The 16,244-nt window shown below is 65.6% G+C and carries 17 protein-coding genes; 5 read left to right on the top strand and 12 right to left on the bottom strand.

Features of this window, described 5'->3' with window-relative positions; translation table 11 throughout:
- Positions 1 to 80 precede the first annotated feature (80 nt).
- From AC3QL2_RS21620 to AC3QL2_RS21580, 9 genes are all read right to left on the bottom strand, one after another.
- The gene (locus AC3QL2_RS21620; protein ID WP_493232380.1) at positions 81 to 896 is read right to left on the bottom strand and encodes an ABC transporter substrate-binding protein; all 816 of its coding nucleotides are present in this window, start codon (positions 894 to 896) and stop codon (positions 81 to 83) included.
- Complete coding sequence (locus tag AC3QL2_RS21615; RefSeq protein WP_493232379.1) at positions 878 to 1,624, bottom strand: ATP-binding cassette domain-containing protein; 747 nt, start codon at positions 1,622 to 1,624, stop codon at positions 878 to 880. The genes AC3QL2_RS21620 and AC3QL2_RS21615 overlap by 19 nt, the downstream gene beginning before the upstream one ends.
- Entirely contained in the window at positions 1,621 to 2,325 is a 705-nt protein-coding gene (locus AC3QL2_RS21610; RefSeq protein ID WP_493232378.1) for an ABC transporter permease, read from the bottom strand. The genes AC3QL2_RS21615 and AC3QL2_RS21610 overlap by 4 nt, the downstream gene beginning before the upstream one ends.
- Before the next feature lie 31 nt (positions 2,326 to 2,356).
- Positions 2,357 to 2,668, bottom strand: coding sequence for a hypothetical protein (locus AC3QL2_RS21605; RefSeq protein WP_493232377.1), 312 nt, complete (start codon positions 2,666 to 2,668; stop codon positions 2,357 to 2,359).
- A gap of 3 nt (positions 2,669 to 2,671) precedes the next feature.
- Positions 2,672 to 2,923, bottom strand: coding sequence for a MoaD/ThiS family protein (locus tag AC3QL2_RS21600; protein ID WP_493232376.1), 252 nt, complete (start codon positions 2,921 to 2,923; stop codon positions 2,672 to 2,674).
- On the bottom strand, positions 2,920 to 4,206 hold the full coding sequence (locus tag AC3QL2_RS21595) for an NAD(P)/FAD-dependent oxidoreductase (protein ID WP_493232375.1): 1,287 nt from the start codon (positions 4,204 to 4,206) through the stop codon (positions 2,920 to 2,922). The genes AC3QL2_RS21600 and AC3QL2_RS21595 overlap by 4 nt, the downstream gene beginning before the upstream one ends.
- A 110-nt stretch (positions 4,207 to 4,316) precedes the next feature.
- On the bottom strand, positions 4,317 to 6,164 hold the full coding sequence (locus AC3QL2_RS21590; RefSeq protein WP_493232374.1) for an aldehyde ferredoxin oxidoreductase family protein: 1,848 nt from the start codon (positions 6,162 to 6,164) through the stop codon (positions 4,317 to 4,319).
- A 10-nt stretch (positions 6,165 to 6,174) separates the two neighbouring features.
- Positions 6,175 to 6,648, bottom strand: a complete 474-nt coding sequence (locus AC3QL2_RS21585) for a 4Fe-4S dicluster domain-containing protein (protein WP_481118344.1) — start codon at positions 6,646 to 6,648, stop codon at positions 6,175 to 6,177.
- A gap of 239 nt (positions 6,649 to 6,887) precedes the next feature.
- The gene (locus AC3QL2_RS21580) at positions 6,888 to 7,853 is read right to left on the bottom strand and encodes a LysR family transcriptional regulator (RefSeq protein WP_493232373.1); all 966 of its coding nucleotides are present in this window, start codon (positions 7,851 to 7,853) and stop codon (positions 6,888 to 6,890) included.
- 130 nt (positions 7,854 to 7,983) lie between these two features.
- Here AC3QL2_RS21580 and AC3QL2_RS21575 point away from each other — a divergent pair, with 130 nt between their 5' ends.
- Positions 7,984 to 9,132: an iron-containing alcohol dehydrogenase gene (locus AC3QL2_RS21575; RefSeq protein WP_493232372.1), complete on the top strand. Its 1,149-nt coding sequence runs from the start codon at positions 7,984 to 7,986 to the stop codon at positions 9,130 to 9,132.
- Between the two features lie 66 nt (positions 9,133 to 9,198).
- On the opposite strand, the gene AC3QL2_RS21570 is transcribed toward AC3QL2_RS21575, so the two are convergent.
- On the bottom strand, positions 9,199 to 10,170 hold the full coding sequence (locus AC3QL2_RS21570) for a LysR family transcriptional regulator (protein ID WP_493232371.1): 972 nt from the start codon (positions 10,168 to 10,170) through the stop codon (positions 9,199 to 9,201).
- 228 nt (positions 10,171 to 10,398) lie between these two features.
- Here AC3QL2_RS21570 and AC3QL2_RS21565 point away from each other — a divergent pair, with 228 nt between their 5' ends.
- The 4 genes from AC3QL2_RS21565 to moeA all read left to right on the top strand — a co-directional run bounded on the left by AC3QL2_RS21565 (position 10,399) and on the right by moeA (position 14,809).
- Positions 10,399 to 11,238 (top strand): SDR family oxidoreductase, encoded by an 840-nt coding sequence (locus AC3QL2_RS21565; protein WP_493232370.1) that lies wholly within the window; start codon positions 10,399 to 10,401, stop codon positions 11,236 to 11,238.
- Between the two features lie 32 nt (positions 11,239 to 11,270).
- Positions 11,271 to 12,251 (top strand): aldo/keto reductase, encoded by a 981-nt coding sequence (locus AC3QL2_RS21560; protein ID WP_493232369.1) that lies wholly within the window; start codon positions 11,271 to 11,273, stop codon positions 12,249 to 12,251.
- A gap of 77 nt (positions 12,252 to 12,328) precedes the next feature.
- Positions 12,329 to 13,180, top strand: a complete 852-nt coding sequence (locus AC3QL2_RS21555; RefSeq protein WP_493232368.1) for an aldo/keto reductase — start codon at positions 12,329 to 12,331, stop codon at positions 13,178 to 13,180.
- Positions 13,181 to 13,561: 381 nt separating this feature from the next.
- The gene (gene moeA, locus AC3QL2_RS21550; RefSeq protein ID WP_493232723.1) at positions 13,562 to 14,809 is read left to right on the top strand and encodes a molybdopterin molybdotransferase MoeA; all 1,248 of its coding nucleotides are present in this window, start codon (positions 13,562 to 13,564) and stop codon (positions 14,807 to 14,809) included.
- Here the strand turns inward: moeA and AC3QL2_RS21545 are convergent.
- Together AC3QL2_RS21545 and AC3QL2_RS21540 are read right to left on the bottom strand one after the other, a co-directional pair.
- Positions 14,806 to 15,801 carry a CapA family protein gene (locus AC3QL2_RS21545; protein ID WP_493232367.1) on the bottom strand — a complete coding sequence of 332 codons (996 nt, stop codon included), beginning with the start codon at positions 15,799 to 15,801 and terminating at the stop codon, positions 14,806 to 14,808. The two genes, moeA and AC3QL2_RS21545, sit on opposite strands and share 4 nt — an antisense overlap.
- Positions 15,798 to 16,193, bottom strand: coding sequence for a hypothetical protein (locus AC3QL2_RS21540; protein WP_493232366.1), 396 nt, complete (start codon positions 16,191 to 16,193; stop codon positions 15,798 to 15,800). Before AC3QL2_RS21540 ends, AC3QL2_RS21545 begins: the two co-directional genes overlap by 4 nt.
- Between the last annotated feature and the right edge of the window lie 51 nt (positions 16,194 to 16,244).

Below are 16,244 nucleotides of genomic sequence, written 5' to 3'. Positions count from 1 at the left end.
GGCAGGCACCGCACCGGCCCGGGCTTGTTCCGGATCTCCTGCAGACAGGGGCGGATTCCTTCACCCCATCCGCGCGTTCCTCACTTCGACAATGGGTAGAACAGCTGCTCGTTGCCGATGCGGTAGGCCGAGATCGCCCGCCGGCCGTCGGTCGACGTGAGCCAGGCGATGAACCTCTCGCCAGCAACTCTCTTGACGTGCGGATGCCTGGCCGGGTTCACCAGCATCACGCCGTAGGGGTTGTAGAGCTTGAGATCACCCGCGTACAGGATGGTCAGATCCTGGCGGTTCTTGAAGCTGGCCCAGGTACCGCGATCAGTCAGCGTGTAGGCCCCCATGCCGGCCGCCATGTTCAACGTCGGACCCATGCCGGAGCCGGCCTCCTTGTACCAGCCCTGCCCCTTCGGATCGATGCCCGCCGCCTGCCAGAAGCGCAGTTCGGCGGCGTGGGTGCCGCTGCGGTCGCCGCGGGACACCCACGGGCCGCCTTTGCGGGCGATACGTACGAAGGCGTCGGTCACATCCTTCGCACCCTTCACGCCAGCTGCGTCGGCCATCGGACCGACCAGCACGAAATCGTTGTACATCACGTTGCGGCGGTCGATGCCATAGCCGTCGGCGACGAACTTCTCTTCGGCCGGCCGATCATGCACCAGCACCACGTCCGCATCACCACGCCGCCCCACGTCCAGCGCCTGGCCGGTGCCCAGGGCCACCACCTTCACGGAGATGCCGCTCTCCTTCTCGAAGATCGGCAGGATGAAATTGAACAACCCGGACTGCTCGGTGGACGTGGTGGACGCCACCACGATGGTCTCGCCGGCCTGGGCCGCCGAAACCAGCGCCGTCAAACCCAGCACCGCCGATCTGAGGAACTTCAAAACGCCATACGCCATGGTAGTTCTCCCTGGATGTAGAGCCGCGCGGCCTGGGAGGCCGGGCGGGCGAAGAAACGCTGGACCGGCGCGTGCTCGCAGACGCGGCCGGCGTCCATGAACACCACGTCGTCGGCGAGCCGGGTGGCTTGCCCTAGGTTGTGGGTGGTCATCAGAATGCGTGTGCCCTCGGTACGGATCTCCCGCACGATGCGCTCGATGGCGTCCACCGACGATGGATCGAGGCTGGCGGTCGGCTCGTCGAGGAGCAGCAGGCGCGGCCGCGTCACCCAGGCCCGCGCCAGCGCCAGGCGCTGACGTTCGCCGCCGGACAGGCCACGGGCGCCGTCGTCGGCCCGATGGGCCAGACCGACGCGTTCAAGCACAGCACGAGCACGCTGCCGCCGCTCCGCCGCCGGCACGCGCTGCGGCCGCAACGCCAGCTCTACGTTGGCAAGCACCGAATCGCGCAGCATCTTCGGTTGCTGGAAAACCATCGCCACGCCGAACTCGGGTCGCTTTCCACCACCCCACTGAATCTCGCCGCTGTCCGCTTCGAGCAGGCCACACAAGGTACGCAGCAACACGCTCTTGCCCGCCCCGTTGGGGCCGAGCAGGATGGTGATGCCTTCGCCGCCCAGCTCCATGCTGAGCCCGTCGAGCACCCGGCGTCCGCCGGCCTGCCAGCAAAGTTCGTGGATGCGCAGCGGAAACAGGGATGGCACCTCTGCCACGTCGTCCGCCGTCATGCGTAACGCCTCAGCGCCCACTGGCGCAGCGCGTGGGCCAGGCCGTTGAGCAGCAGGATCACCGACAGCAGCACCAGGCCCAGCGCGATGGCCAGCGGCAGATCGCCCTTGCTGGTTTCCAGCGCAATCGCGGTGGTCATCGTGCGGGTGGAGCGGTCGATGTTGCCGCCGACGATCATCACCGCCCCCACCTCGGACATGGCCCGCCCCAGGCCAGCCAGCACCGCCACCAGCAGGGAATGGCGACAGTCGTGGAGCAGCACGCGCACGCTGTCGAACCAGCCGAAACGCATCGCCGTCAGCTCCTCCTCATAGTCACGCCAGGCATCCTCGACGACCTGCCGGGCGATGGCCGCCATCAGCGGCACCACCAGCAGGCTCTGGGCGACGACCATCGCCGTCGGCGAATACAGCAAGCCCAGCTCGCCCAGTGGCCCGGAGCGCGACAGCAGCAGATAGACCACCACGCCCACCACCACCGACGGCAGGCCCATGCAGCCGTTGAGGATCACCACCAACGCCGTCCGGCCGGGAAAGCGCCCAACGCCCAGGCAGGCCCCCAGCGGCAGGCCGAGCAGCGTGCCGAACAGCACCGCCAGGCCGCTGACCCGCAGGGACAGCAGCACGATCCCGGCGACCCGCTGGTCGAAACCGGTTAGCAAGGCAAAGGCATCGGAAAAGGCCTGCGTGAGTCCGTTCATGCGCGGAACTTATTTGCAAAAAAATACCGGCTCAGCCGCCGCCACGCTGCATCGCAAGATCGATGCGGGCCAGCAGCGCCGTGCGCGCGGCGCGGTCGCCCGCGGTGAAGCGCAGGCGCGCATGCAGCACCGGCAGGCGGAACAAGCCGATGCAGCGCTCCGGCATCTCGCGGAGTTCCACCTCCAGCACCGCGCAGCCGTCGTCGGCACTCAGCCGACCCGGTTCGAGCGCGCAGACGCCGTCCGGCAGCGCCAGCCGCAGACCGCGTTCGAACTCTGCCAGCGTCGCGCCGACCTCCCGCACGAAGCCGCCCGGCGCGCACACATCCTCCCCCCGCAGCAAGCATCAGCCTCCGGCAATCGGCGGCCAGATGGCGAGTTCGTCGCCCTCCTGCAGCGCGTGTTCTGGGCGCCCGGCGGGCGCGATGTAATGGCCGTTCACCAGCACGAGGTGCGCGCTCTTCTCCGGCAGCTGGTAGCGCGCGATCAGGTCGCCGACCGTGGTGCCGGGCTGCACGTCGAGCTCGATGCGGTTGCCGCGCCGCTCGGCCGGCAGGTAGTCGGACAGCGACGCGAACAGCTTGAAGACGACTCTCATGCGAAGGCGGCCACCGGGTGATGTCGCGCCACCGAATCCGGCTGCGTTGCCGCCAGGTAGGCCTCGAAGAAGCGTTGCGGCGCGTGCAGCAGCACATCCTTCCACGGGCCGAGTTTGAGCTTGCCCTGGATCAGCCCGCGCAGCGCGCCCACATGCTGGGTCATGCCGATGGAGGTGGCGCCGATCAGCACGTCGTCCTTGAACTGCAGGCTGAGGTAACGGTAGGCCGCCTCGTCCACATGCTCGACACCCTGCCCGTCCGGCTCGCCCCACCATTGCCCGAAGGACGTGGAGATCAGCCCGAGGGTGTCCAGCACGTTGATCGCCAGCACGCCGGGCATGCGCGAATTGCCGCCGGCCATGTTGATCGCCGCCACGCGGGCCTGGTCGGCCGCGTTGGGCTGGATGGCCGACACCAGATGGGCGCCGGTGAACAGGTCCGGTGCCTCGGCCACGTCGCCGGCGGCGAAGATGCCCGGCACCGAGGTCTCCATGCGCGCATCCACCAGCACGCCCTTGGCCACGTGCACCGGCGTCGCATCCAGGAAGGCGATGTTGGGCGCCACGCCGGCCGCGACGATCAACAGGTCGCAGGGCAGCAGGTCGCCGGTGGACAGCTTGACCGTCAGCGGCGCACAGCCGGCATCGCCACGTTCGATACGCTCAACCCCCGCCGACGTAACGACGCGGATTCCCTTCTCCTGCACCCAGCGCTTGATCATGCCGCCGGCCTTGGGCGTCATCATGCGCGGCACCATGCGGTCGCCCATCTCGACGACGGTCAGCTCGACGCCGCGCTTGGCCAACGCCTCCATGATGATGCAGCCGATGAAGCCGGCACCGAGCTGGATCACCCGCGCGCCGGGCTTGGCGTGGGCAGCGATGGCCCGCGCATCGGCCAGCGTCCAGCAGGTCTGCACCTCCGGCAGGTCCACGCCGGGGATCGGCGGGCGCACCGGGTGGGAGCCGGTCGCCACCAGCAGGCGGTCGTAATTCTCGAAATGGCCGTCGGCGAACAGCACGCGCTGTTGCACGGTATCCAGCGCCACCGCCCGGGCATTGAGCTGGCGCACGCCGAGCTTGTCGAAATGATCCGGCGTCTTGCGCAGCCAGGTGCCGGACTCGTCGATGTTGCCTTCCAGCAGGTAGGGAATCGCCATCCGCGAATAGGACGGCTCGCTCTCGCAGCCGACCATCACGATCTCGTCGCGCGGCGCAGCACGGCGCAAGGCTTCGACGGCCACCACGCCCGCCGGCCCGTTGCCCAGGATGAGGTGTTTCATCGGGAAATCCTCGGATCAGGATCGCGCCGACACGGCCGCAAGGGCGCATCGGCGCAGGAAACAGGAAGCTGAAGAAGAATGGCGGGACACCTGTCCCGCCATCCCGCTCTTCAGAGCCCCAGGCGCTCCAGGGTTTCGGCGGTCGGCACCCCGTCCGGCGTCCACCCGCGCAGCTTGTAGTACTCCGGCAGCATCGTCGCGAGGCCGTTCACCAGGCCCTTGGCCGGACCAGTCTTGGCCGGTTCGGTGGTCAGGCGCGGCGGCAGGTTGTCGTCCTTGCTGGTCAGGCCCGCCGCGTTGTTGAACAGGCGCTCCATGTTCCAGATCCGTTCGCCCATCGCGTTGAGCTTGTCCATCGACCAGTCGCCTTCGCAGGCGGCTTCGATCTGCGGCTGCACATCGGCCACGGTCCACGCGAAGGAAGTGAACACGCAGATCCCTGCCGCATCGAAGACCGCCGTCGCGTCCTGGAAGGCCTTCACCAGTTCCGGCTTGCCCTCGGTGGTCAGCGGATCGGTCTTGACCGGGATGCCCAGCACTTCCGACGCCACCGTGTAGCCGCGCAGGTGGCAGGCGCCCCGGTTGGACGTCGCGTAGGCCAGGCCCATGCCCTGGATGCCGCGGGCGTCGTAGGCCGGGAATTCCTGACCCTTGACGGTCATCGACAGCTCCGGGTGGCCGTACTTGGCGCACAAGCGCCGGGAACCCTCGCCGATTTCCTTGCCGAAGCCCTCGCCACGGGCGGTCATCTCGGCCAGGCTCGCCAGCGCGGCGGCTGAGCCGAAAGGCGCCTCGGTGCCGAGCTGCTCCTTGGTCAGCACGCCCATCTCGTAGAGCTCCATCACCGCGCCGATGGTCGCGCCGAAGGAGATCGGGTCCATGCCCTGCTCGTTGCACAGCAGGTTGGCGTACTGCAGCGCCTCCAGGTCGCCCACGCCGTTGGCGGCGCCCAGCGCCCAGGCCGCTTCGTACTCCAGACCGCCGGATGCGCCCCAGTACTTGGGATTGTTCACCACCGTGAAGTGGCCCTTGTCGATCTCGGCGATGCGCCCGCAGGCGATGGTGCAGCCGAAGCAGGCCGCGTTGGTAACCAGCTGCGGCTTGCCGTCGGTGGGCCGCTTCTCGTGCATGGCTTCGGCGGAGATCTTGCCGGCGTCCTCGAACTGCACGTCCTTGTGGTTGCGGGTCGGCAGTGCGCCAATCTCGTTGATCACGTTCATCAACACCTGGGTGCCGTACTTGGGCAGCCCCTGGCCGGTCACCGCATTGTCGGCGAGGATCTTCTTCTTCTCGGTGGTGATCTTCATGAAGGCCTTCATGTCCTTGATGCCGGACACGCCCTTGGTGCCACGCAGGGCCACCGCCTTCAGGTTCTTCGAGCCCATCACCGCGCCGACGCCGGAGCGCCCCGCCGCCCGGTGCAGGTCATTGACGATGCAGGCGAACAGCACCTGGTTCTCGCCGGCCAGGCCGATGGACGACACGCGGATCAGCGGGTCGTGGTGGTGATGCTTGATCGCCTCCTCGGTCTCCCAGCAGCTCTTGCCCCACAGGTCGGCGGCATCCACCAGCTCGGCCTTGTCGTTCTCGACGTACAGATACACCGGCTTCGGGGAACGGCCTTCGAAGATGATCATGTCCCAGCCGGCGAACTTCATCTCGGCGCCGAAGAAGCCGCCGGAGTTGGAGCACGCCACGGCCCCCGTCAGCGGCCCCTTGGTGACCACCGTGTAGCGCCCGCCGGTGGACGCCATCGTGCCGGTCAGCGGCCCGGTGGACATGATCATCTTGTTGTCCGGCGACAGCGGATCCACCTTCGGGTCGATCTCCGACACCAGATACTTGGTGGCCAGCCCGCGGGAGCCGAGGTATTCGTCGGCCCACTCCATGTTGAGCGGCTCTTCCTTGCAGGTGCCGGCAGTGAGGTCGACACGCAGCACTTTCCTGTTCCAGCCCATGGTCGCCTCCCTATTCCGTAACGGCCGTGTTGGCCTTGGCCGCCCACGCCCGCATGCGGTCGAAGCCGGTCCAGTCGGCGTCCACATAGGTGATCGCCGCGGTCGGACAGGCCGCCGCACAGGCCGGATCGCCGCCGCACAGGTCGCACTTCTGGACCTTGCCGGTGTCCTGGTTGTAATTGACGGTGCCGAAGGGACAGGCAATGGTGCACACCTTGCAGCCGACGCAAACGTCGTCGAAGACCTGCTTGGCGCCCGTCGCCGCATCGAGGCGGATCGCATCCACCGGACAGGCGTTCATGCACCAGGCCTCGGTGCATTGGGTGCAGGTGTAGGGAACCTTGCGCCCCTCGGTCTCGAAACTGAAGACCTTGATGCGCGACTTGGAAGGATTGATGACCCCGGTGTGCTCCACCGAACATGCCATTTCACACTGCAGGCAGCCGGTGCACTTCTTGGGATCAATATGCAGGGATTTCCACATCGAACGATTCCTCCTCCAGATGGATCGCGAACCGGCCGGTGCGACCACTGCTGGGCCGAAGGATCACTCCGTGGAGTGCCCCGAACATCCGCCGGACTCTATCTCCCGCCATGGCCCACCCGAAATGGGCCGCGTGTCTTTTGAGAATACGCCGCCGCATCGTGATGTCAATGCGCGGCGCGGCAAGGCTGGAGCAGCGGGTTCACCAAACCGTTGCATCGACCAGGTGAATCCAAACCTCAGTCTGGATCACTAACCACGTTTTGCGCCTGTTTCGTAAGCTCGTCGACGCTCAAGACGAACTCGGTACTGTCCGCCAGTCGGTCGACGGTCATATCGATGAAAAGCCTGACGCGGGTTGGCACGGCAGCCCGACTACCGTAGTAGACGTAGAGACTGTAGTGGTCCGCCACATGTTCAGTCAGCAAGGGGATCAGCCGGCCGGCGCGGATGTGTGCCGCGGCGCTGGGCGCGGCCAGTTGCCCGATCACCTCACCCGCCAGCACGGTCCGTAGTTCAAAGGCCTCATCATTGGTTCCAAAGACCGGGTTGATGGGGTGATCCTGGATGCGCTCGCCCAGCTTGACCATCCAGGGCACCACGCGCCCGTCACTGGCCCGGCGGAAGGCGCTGCAGCGATGCGTCGCGAGATCGTAGAGTGTCCGCGGTGCGCCATATTTGCGGATGTAGCTCGGCGCGGCGCAGATGATCAACTGCATCGGGAACAGTCGCCGGGCAATCAGCCCCTCCTGCGGGGCGTGCCCAAGGCGGAAACCGACGTCCACGCGCTCCTCGACCCAATTGCCGATGCGGTCGTCGAACTGCAGATCGGGCCGCACTTCGGGATAGAGTCGGATGTACTCGTCCAGTACCGGACCAATCACAGATTGAAGCACGGTACGGGGCCCGGTGATTCGCAGCGGCCCGGCAACGTCTTCCCGCGTCTGCCGCACCGACAGCAGGGCTTGCTGCAATCCCTGTAGGGAAGGCTGGGCCGCCTCCAGGAAGCGCTGGCCTTCCTCGGTCAACGACATGTTCCGTGTTGTCCGGTGAAACAGGCGTACGCCCAGATATTGTTCAAGCTGCCCCAGCGCCTTGCTGGCGGCCTGCGGGGAAATCTCTTGGTCCGCTGCTGCTTTGCTCAGGCTGCCCAGTTCGGCGGTACGGATGAAGGTGGTAATCGAGCGTAGTTCGTTGATCGACATGTGCAGGGCCGCCCCACGATTTACATCTGTTAGTTGTAAATCATTCAATCTTTAGCTGTCTAGTTTGATGTTCGTTCAGCCCCTAAAGTGTGGCCCATCACTTTCCCGCCTCACCCTCCAGGAGATTCGAATGGACAACTTCACTTTCTTCAACCCGACCCGGATTGAATTTGGGACCGACAAGGAACAGCAGATTGGCCGGTATCTGGCCGAGCACGGTATCAAGAAGGTGCTGCTGACCTATGGCAGCGACCGCATCAAGCGTGACGGCCTGTTCGCCACCGTCAGCAAGAGCCTGGATGCCCATGGTGTGAGCTTCATCGAATGTGGCGGGATTGTCAGCAACCCGGTGATCTCGAAGGTGCGCGAAGCGGTTGTGCTGTCGCGGACCCACAAGGTCGAGGCGATCCTGGCCGTCGGTGGCGGCTCGGTGCTGGACAGCTCCAAGGCGATTGCCGCCGGCACGCTCTACGACGGTGACGTGTGGGATCTCTTCATCGGCAAGGCGTCCATCCAGGCCGCGTTGCCGGTCTTCGACATCCTGACGCTCGCCGCCACCGGCAGCGAGATGAACAACGGTGCCGTGGTGACCAACGAAGAGACGAAGGAAAAGTTCGCCATCGGCTCGGTGCTCACCTTCCCCAAAGTATCGATCGTCAATCCGGCCCTGATGCAGACCGTGTCGCGCGACTACCTGGTCTATTCCGCAGCCGACATCATCGCGCACTCGATCGAAGGCTACTTCACCGCTACGCTACAGCCGCGTCTGCACTCGCGGATGGTGGAGGCGATCATCAGCACAGTGATCGAGACCACCGAGACCTTGCTGGCCAATCCGGCCGATTACACGGCGCGCGCCGAGTTCGCCTGGGCCTCGACGCAGGCGCTCAACGGCCTGATCTATGCCGGCACGGCAGGTTTCAGCTACCCCAACCACATGATCGAGCACTCCCTTTCGGCGCTGTTCAATGTGCCGCACGGCGCGGGGCTGTCAGTCGTGATCCCGGCGTGGATGAAGTGGTATCACGATCGCAACCCGATTCAATTCGAACGTTTCGCCAAGCAGATCTTCGGTGTCGAAACCGCCGCACAGGGCATCGCCGCACTCGAGAAGTGGTTCGACAAGATCGGCACGCCGACGCGCCTGTCGCAATTGAGCATCACCGAAGCGGACCTGCCCTCAATCATCGAGAACGCGCTTGGCAATGCGAAGTGGTTCGGCCTTACCGAGCTCTACACGCGCGATGTCCTGACCCGCATCCTGAAGAACGCGCTGTAACTCATCTGTCGCCAGACGGCGGGCTTGCCCCGCCGCCACGGCCTGTCACTCCCCCCTCTCCCCTCATCATCGTGAAGCTGGCGCCCCAGCCCAAGCTTGCGCGGCGGCGCTCAGCTCACGGTCGTTCATCACGTATTCCTTGCAGTCCTGCAATCGCGCCAACACGAGGTCAATGAAGGCCCGGACCCGCTTGGGCTGTGCCGCACGGCTACCGTAGTACAAGTGCACGCCGATGTGCGCGCTGATATGCGGTAGCAGCACTGGCACCAGCCGACCCGCGCGCAGATGCCCGGCGACAGAGAACGCCGCCAATTGTCCGATCACCTGACCCGCCAGCACGGCCTGGATCTCCAGCTCGGTGTCGTTGGTCGCCAGCGCGGGCGAGATCGATCGATGCTCAAGCTTGCCGTCGATGGTCAGGTACCACGGCGATACCTTGCCGGTGGCGGGATGACGAAAGACGCTGCAGCGATGCGATGCCAAATCGTCCACCGTGGCCGGAACCCCGTGACGCTCGAAATAGTCGGGCGCACCGCATACGATCATCTGCACCGGGAAAAGCTGACGGCCAATCACGCCTTCCTCGGGCGAGGCCCCGATGCGAAAGCCCACATCCACGCGATCCAGGACCCAGTTGCCAATTCCATCGTCGAGCTGCACGTCAGGCTGGATGTCGGGATAGGTACGGCAGAACTCATCGAGCAGCGGCATCAGGATGGGCGCAAACGAAGAGCGGGGGCCAACGATACGCAGGGGGCCGGCGATTTCATCCTTTGCCTCGCGCACCAGCCGCAGGGCACGATCCAGCGCCGCCAGTGCTGGCTGGGTGTTCTCAAGGAAGTGCTGCCCCTCTTCCGTCAGCGCCAGACCGCGCGTGGTCCGGTGCAAGAGCCGAACCCCGAGGTGCCGTTCGAGCTGGGCAATCGCCTGACTGGCCGCCTGCGGCGTGACCTCCTGTGCGATGGCAGCGCGGCGGATGCTGCCCAGCTCAACGGCCTTGGCAAAGGTGGCGATGGCACGGAACTCGTTGATCGGCATGCGTATTTCCTCGGGCGCCAGTTCTCTTCGACAACTTTGAGTATCAACCTTAACTTGCTACTGGAGCAAGCCTGAATGCGCTAGTGGATTGCAACTCCGCGACCTAGAGTTACATACCATGAACACGGCAAGCACCTCCCTCTCCGCAAGCCAAACCCATCGGCGGCTTTTGCTGGTGCTGATCCTCTCCAGTCGTACATGACTGACCACTGATCCAAGGAGTTTGAAATGAAAGACGTCATCGTCGTTGTCGGCGCCGGCCAGATCGGCCAAGCCATCGCCCGGCGAATTGGTGCGGGCAAGCGCGTGCTGCTCGCCAGCCTTCAGGAACAGCAAGCGGCCGAGGCGGCCAGCTCATTTCATGACTCCGGCTTCGAGGCCAGTGCAACGGAGGTCGATATCGCGTCACGGGCCTCGGTGCAGGCTCTGGTTGAAAAGGCTCGCAAGCTCGGCCCAGTGTCCGGCGTGATCCAGGCTGCAGGTGTCTCGCCGTCGCAAGCCTCGATCGAGACGATTCTCCGGGTCGATCTGTACGGAACGGCACTGGTGCTGGAGTTGTTCGGAGAGGTGATCGCGCCTGGCGGCGCCGGCGTCGTCATCTCGTCGCAGTCCGGCCATCGCTTGCCGGCACTGACGCCCGAACAAGACCGGGCGCTGGCGCTAACGCCGGTGGAGGCGTTGCTCCAGCTCGATTTCGTACAGCCCGGCGCCGTGCGGGACACGCTGCACGCCTACCAGCTTTCCAAGCGCGGCAACGCGCTGCGCGTGATGGCCGAGGCGGTGAAGTGGGGCCAACGCGGTGCGCGCGTCAACACCATCAGCCCCGGCATCGTCATCACGCCGCTCGCCAACGATGAACTCAGCGGCCCGCGCGGCGCCGGCTACCGGCGAATGATCGAGGGGTGTCCGGTCGGTCGCGCGGGAACCCCCGACGAAATCGGGCAACTCGCCGCACTGCTGATGGGGCCGGACGGCAGCTTCATCACCGGCAGCGACTTCCTCATCGACGGCGGTGTGACCGCCTCGTACAAGTTCGGCCCCCTGGCGCCGGATGCGCCGCAAGCCTGAACCCTCGTCCGCATATCTCCGGGAAAGCAATCATGAACACACGTGAATTGGGAACCAGCGGCCTGACCGTCTCCGCCCTTGGCTTCGGCTGCATGGGACTGAGCTTCGGCTATGGTCCAGGCCTCGACCGCGCGGCCGGCGTCCAGATGATCCGCCGGGCGTTCGAACAGGGCGTCACCTTCTTCGACACAGCCGAAGCCTACGGCGCCTTGAACGAAGAGATGGTCGGCGAAGCGCTGGCACCGGTACGCAATCAGGTCGTTATCGCCACCAAGTTCGGCTTCAAGGACGGCGACGCCACGCAGGGCATGGACAGCCGCCCCGAGCGCATCCGTGCGGTCGTCGAGGCTTCGCTGCAGCGCCTGCGCACCGACCACATCGATCTGCTCTATCAGCACCGCGTCGATCCGCAGGTGCCGATTGAAGACGTTGCCGGCGCCGTAAAGGACCTGATCGCCGAGGGCAAGGTCCGGCACTTCGGTCTATCCGAAGCGGGTGCGGATTCGATCCGTCGCGCCCACGCCGTGCAGCCGGTGGCGGCCCTGCAGAGCGAATATTCGCTGTGGTGGCGCGAGCCCGAGCGCGAGGTATTGCCGCTGCTCGAAGAGCTGGGCATCGGCTTCGTGCCGTTCAGTCCGCTGGGCAAGGGTTTCCTGACCGGCGCCATTGACCAGAACACGTCCTTCGCCCAGAACGACTTCCGCAACATCGTGCCGCGCTTCTCGACTGAAGCGCGGCACGCCAACCAGGCGTTGGTCGACGCGCTCAAGCGCATCGCGACGGCGCGGGGCGCCACGCCTGCCCAGATCGCTCTGGCCTGGCTGCTGGCGCAGAAACCCTGGATTGTGCCGATCCCCGGCACCACCAAGCCGCAGCGGCTGGAAGAGAACCTCGGTGCGGCTGCCCTCGAACTTGAAGCGCACGATCTACTGCAGATTGAGCACGCTCTGGACGGCATCACGGTGCAGGGCGAGCGCTACCCCGCACACCTGGCGGCACGTGCGGGTCGCTGACATCCCTAACCGAGCCCCCGGTCCCGATCGCGGCGACGCCCTCGGCACCTGAGCGCGCACAACCCAAGGAGACAAGCATGCAAGAAGTAACCCTCAACAACGGCGTGCGTATGCCGATCCTCGGCTACGGCGTCTTCCAGATCGCCGACGAATCCGAATGCGAGCGCTGCGTCGTCGATGCCGTGCAGGCTGGCTACCGCCTGATCGATACGGCTGCGTCCTATCGCAACGAGGAGGCTGTCGGGCAGGGCCTCAAGCAGTGCGGCGTGCCGCGAGACCAGCTTTTCGTCACCAGCAAGCTGTGGGTCGAGGATGCGGGCTACGAGCGCACCCGCGTGGCCATCGACAAATCGCTGCGTCGCCTGGGGCTGGACTATCTGGACCTGTACCTCATCCATCAGCCGTATTCGGATGTCCACGGGGCCTGGCGGGCGATGGAAGAGGCCTATCGCGCCGGGAAGTTGCGCGCGATCGGGCTCAGCAACTTCCAGCCCGACCGGCTGATGGACATCCAGGCGTTTAACGAGATCACGCCGGCGGTCAACCAGATCGAGGTCAATCCCTTCCACCAGCAGGTCGAAAGCGTGGACTTCATACGCAGCCTGGGGGTTCAGCCCGAGGCCTGGGCGCCTTTCGCGGAAGGGCGCAACAATCTGTTCCAGAACGAGCAGCTCGTGGCGATGGCCGAACGCCATGGCAAGACGGTCGGCCAGGTGGTGCTGAGATGGCTGGTTCAGCGAGGCATCGTTGCGCTGGCGAAATCGGTACGTCGGGCACGCATGGAGGAGAACCTCGCGGTCTTCGACTTCGCGTTGTCGGATGAGGATATGGCGCACATGGCCGGGCTCGAGACCGGCACCAGCAGCTTCTTCTCCCACCGCGATCCGGCCATCGTCAAGTGGATGAGCGAGCGCCGGCTCGAGCTCTGAGGATTCACATCACATTGCCCTGATCGGCCAACCATACAAGCTGAAGGCGTTCTAGGCTCGGACCCTATTAGAGTTTTCATATGACATAAACCGTCATTCGAGCCGCGGAATCCTCCAGCGACGCGGAACAATGGTTTTTTCACGCTGGCCGCAGATTTTGTGATGCAAAAAACCGAGCTGGCGGCAGCGCCGGGGCGTTTTGTCATATGACAGGTTCTTCCAGCGGTGCCGCCCAGTTTTCTTGTCGTCTGAAAAAACGTTTGGGTCGTGCCACGAAAGATCTTTTTCATATTAAAAAATCCCTGCGCGACGCCTCATGGTCAGGCAGCCACCCGATGTGCTATTAAATCTGCTTCGCCCAGCAGGAGACGCATGATGGACATGGATGCAGGCTGCAGCGGCGCCGACAGCCGCAAATCGATCAGTGCCGCCGAAGCACGGCGGATCATCCTCGGTCGCGTCGGGCCGCTGGCCGGCTGGGAGCGCGTGGCGATCCGTGCCGCCCTCGGGCGCATCCTCGCCGAAGACGTGGTGGCGCCGTGCAATGTGCCGGCCCACGACAACTCGGCGATGGACGGCTACGCGGTACGCGCCGACGATCTGCAGGCCAATGGTGACGTGACGCTGCAGGTGGTCGGCACCGCGCTGGCTGGGCGTGGTTTTTCCGGCCTGGTCGGCCCCGGACAGGCGGTGCGCATCATGACCGGCGGGGTGATGCCCGCCGGCGCCGACACCATCGTCGTGCAGGAAGTGGCGCGCAGGGACGGCAGCATGATCGTCGTACCGCCCGGCATCCGCCGTGGCCAGAACGTACGGAGGGCCGGCGAAGATCTGGCCGAAGGCGCCGTCGCCCTGCCCCGCGGCAAGCTCATCGGCCCGGCCGAGCTGGGGCTGGTGGCGTCCCTCGGGCTGGCCGAGGTCAGCGTCCATCGGCGCCTGCGGGTGGCCTTCTTTTCCACCGGCGACGAGCTGGCCAGCATCGGCCGGCCGCTGGCGCCGGGCGAAGTCTATGACTCCAACCGCTACACGCTGTACGGCGCCCTCGCCAAGCTGGGTTGCGACATCGTGGACATGGGGGTCGTCCCGGACCAGCCGGAGGCCCTCGAAACCGCCTTCCGCAACGCCGCCGCCTGTGCCGACGTGGTGCTGACCACCGGCGGCGTGTCGGTCGGCGAGGCGGACTTCATCCGCGCGCTGATGCAGCGCCTCGGCGAGGTGAGCTTCTGGAAGATCGACATCAAGCCCGGCCGCCCCATGGCCTTCGGGCGCATCGGCGACACGTGGATGTTCGGCTTGCCGGGCAACCCGGTGGCGGTGCTGGTCACCTACTACCAGTTCGTCGTCGATGCGCTGCTGAAGATCGCGGGCCTCGATCCCTTGCCCGAGCGCCCGCTGACCCGCGTGATCTGCAGTGAGCCAATCCGCAAGCTCGCCAACCGCCGGGAGTTTCTGCGCGGGCGCCTGTTCGAGGAGGCCGGCGAGTGGAAGGTCCGCCCGGCCGGCAAGCAGGGCTCGGGCATTCTGCGCTCCATGTCGGAGGCCAACTGCTTCATCGTACTGGACGAGAACCAGGGCGACGTCGCTGCGGGCGACGCGGTCCACGTCCAGCTATTCGACGGGCTGGTTTAAGGTTTTTCGGCAAGCTCTGCGCCGCTGCGGCACTGGCGCACGTGGTGGTCGCCCCGTGCACCGCAGGGGGTCAGCGCGTCGGGCGCCAGCGTGGGCAGGCCGTCGCCGTCCATGTGCGCCTCCACCGTATGCCAGCGCCGCACGCCGCTCCGGTCGACACTGAACTGCAGCAGCCAGCCGGTCTGGGCTTCCGGGAAATCGAAGCCGTCGAATACGAAGTTGCCGAGACTGTAGATGATCGGCCGCCCCTTGTAGATCTCCGCGCCCTGCGTGACATGCGGATGGCCACCAACCACGGCTGCTGCGCCGGCATCGATCATCTTGTGCGCAAGCCGGCGTTGCCGTGTGCCGGGCGCCGGCTCGTATTCCCAGCCCCAGTGCATGAAAGGGATCACCAGATCGGCACCGGCCCGCTTCGCCGCGCGGATGTCCGAGATCACCTCGCTGTCCTCGCTCCACGCGATGCCGGGCGTGGCGGCGCCGGCCTCGAAGGAGCGCGGTTTGAATTCGTTGTAGGCGAGGATCGCGATGCGCAGCCCCTTGGCCTTGATCCACAGCGGCTTGTGCGCCTCGACGAGATTGCGGCCACCGCCGACCACGCCGATGCCGGCCGCCGTGACATGATCCACCGTCTCAACGAAGGCTGCCTTGCCGAAATCGCCGGCGTGATTGTTGGCCACCGCCACCGCGTCGAAGCGCCCCTTCAGCACCTTCACGACGTCCGGCTCGGCGCGGAAGACGTAGGGCTTGTTGGCCATCGGCACACCGTCCTTCGCCACCGCGCATTCCAGGTTGCCGATGCGGTAGTCCGCGCCGGCCAGCAACGGCGCCACTGCGGCGAGCGGATCGCGCCCCGCCGCAATGGCCTTGCCGGGGCCGTCGGCGAGCATGATGTCGCCGGCAAACAGCAGGCGCAGTTCTTCCGCCTGTACGCCCTGCGCCCCACCGCACAGGCCCGCCAGCATGGCGGCAGATGCGAGCCACGTTTTCATCGCGCGCCCTCCTTCGTCACGTCGCACCAGTAGCTCAGCTCTCCGTCACGGTAGGGTTCGTAGATACGCTGCAGCCCGGTAAAACCATAGCGACGCCCAACCGGCCGCAGCGGCCACGGATAGCGGGCCTCCTGGATCATCACCGGTTCGTTCTTACGATTCCAGAACACCTGGATACGCACGCCGGCCAGGTCGGCGGGCTTGTCGCGCAGGACTACGCGCAGCTGGAAATCGTCGTAGATCGGACGCGGCGCCACGGTGTAAGGCGTATCGACAGCACCGAACGAAACCTTCTGTGCCGCGCCGTCGTATTCCGTATGGCAGACGATGTTCGGCGCCGCGACGGCCAACTGCGGCACGACGGCGAACAGCGCGATGAATGGAAAACGCATGGAACTCCCGTGAATGAAAAAAGCCGACCGGCTGATGGCCGGTCGGCTCCA

The sequence above is a fragment of the Zoogloea sp. GW822-FHT05C07 genome, from assembly GCF_058800215.1.
The sequence above is the reverse complement of the archived record's forward strand: the minus strand, read 5'-3'. Positions and strand labels throughout refer to the sequence as shown.

Excerpts from the sequence above, each read along its gene's own strand:
- AC3QL2_RS21595 (WP_493232375.1), bottom strand. The coding sequence starts at position 4,206 with ATGAAACACCTCATCCTGGGCAACGGGCCGGCGGGCGTGGTGGCCGTC.
- AC3QL2_RS21615 (WP_493232379.1), bottom strand. The coding sequence starts at position 1,624 with ATGACGGCGGACGACGTGGCAGAGGTGCCATCCCTGTTTCCGCTGCGC.
- AC3QL2_RS21565 (WP_493232370.1), top strand. The coding sequence starts at position 10,399 with ATGAAAGACGTCATCGTCGTTGTCGGCGCCGGCCAGATCGGCCAAGCC.
- AC3QL2_RS21620 (WP_493232380.1), bottom strand. The coding sequence starts at position 896 with ATGGCGTATGGCGTTTTGAAGTTCCTCAGATCGGCGGTGCTGGGTTTG.
- AC3QL2_RS21560 (WP_493232369.1), top strand. The coding sequence starts at position 11,271 with ATGAACACACGTGAATTGGGAACCAGCGGCCTGACCGTCTCCGCCCTT.
- AC3QL2_RS21545 (WP_493232367.1), bottom strand. The coding sequence starts at position 15,801 with ATGAAAACGTGGCTCGCATCTGCCGCCATGCTGGCGGGCCTGTGCGGT.
- moeA (WP_493232723.1), top strand. The coding sequence starts at position 13,562 with ATGGATGCAGGCTGCAGCGGCGCCGACAGCCGCAAATCGATCAGTGCC.
- AC3QL2_RS21585 (WP_481118344.1), bottom strand. The coding sequence starts at position 6,648 with ATGTGGAAATCCCTGCATATTGATCCCAAGAAGTGCACCGGCTGCCTG.
- AC3QL2_RS21570 (WP_493232371.1), bottom strand. The coding sequence starts at position 10,170 with ATGCCGATCAACGAGTTCCGTGCCATCGCCACCTTTGCCAAGGCCGTT.
- AC3QL2_RS21580 (WP_493232373.1), bottom strand. The coding sequence starts at position 7,853 with ATGTCGATCAACGAACTACGCTCGATTACCACCTTCATCCGTACCGCC.
- AC3QL2_RS21575 (WP_493232372.1), top strand. The coding sequence starts at position 7,984 with ATGGACAACTTCACTTTCTTCAACCCGACCCGGATTGAATTTGGGACC.
- AC3QL2_RS21610 (WP_493232378.1), bottom strand. The coding sequence starts at position 2,325 with ATGAACGGACTCACGCAGGCCTTTTCCGATGCCTTTGCCTTGCTAACC.
- AC3QL2_RS21600 (WP_493232376.1), bottom strand. The coding sequence starts at position 2,923 with ATGAGAGTCGTCTTCAAGCTGTTCGCGTCGCTGTCCGACTACCTGCCG.
- AC3QL2_RS21590 (WP_493232374.1), bottom strand. The coding sequence starts at position 6,164 with ATGGGCTGGAACAGGAAAGTGCTGCGTGTCGACCTCACTGCCGGCACC.
- AC3QL2_RS21540 (WP_493232366.1), bottom strand. The coding sequence starts at position 16,193 with ATGCGTTTTCCATTCATCGCGCTGTTCGCCGTCGTGCCGCAGTTGGCC.
- AC3QL2_RS21555 (WP_493232368.1), top strand. The coding sequence starts at position 12,329 with ATGCAAGAAGTAACCCTCAACAACGGCGTGCGTATGCCGATCCTCGGC.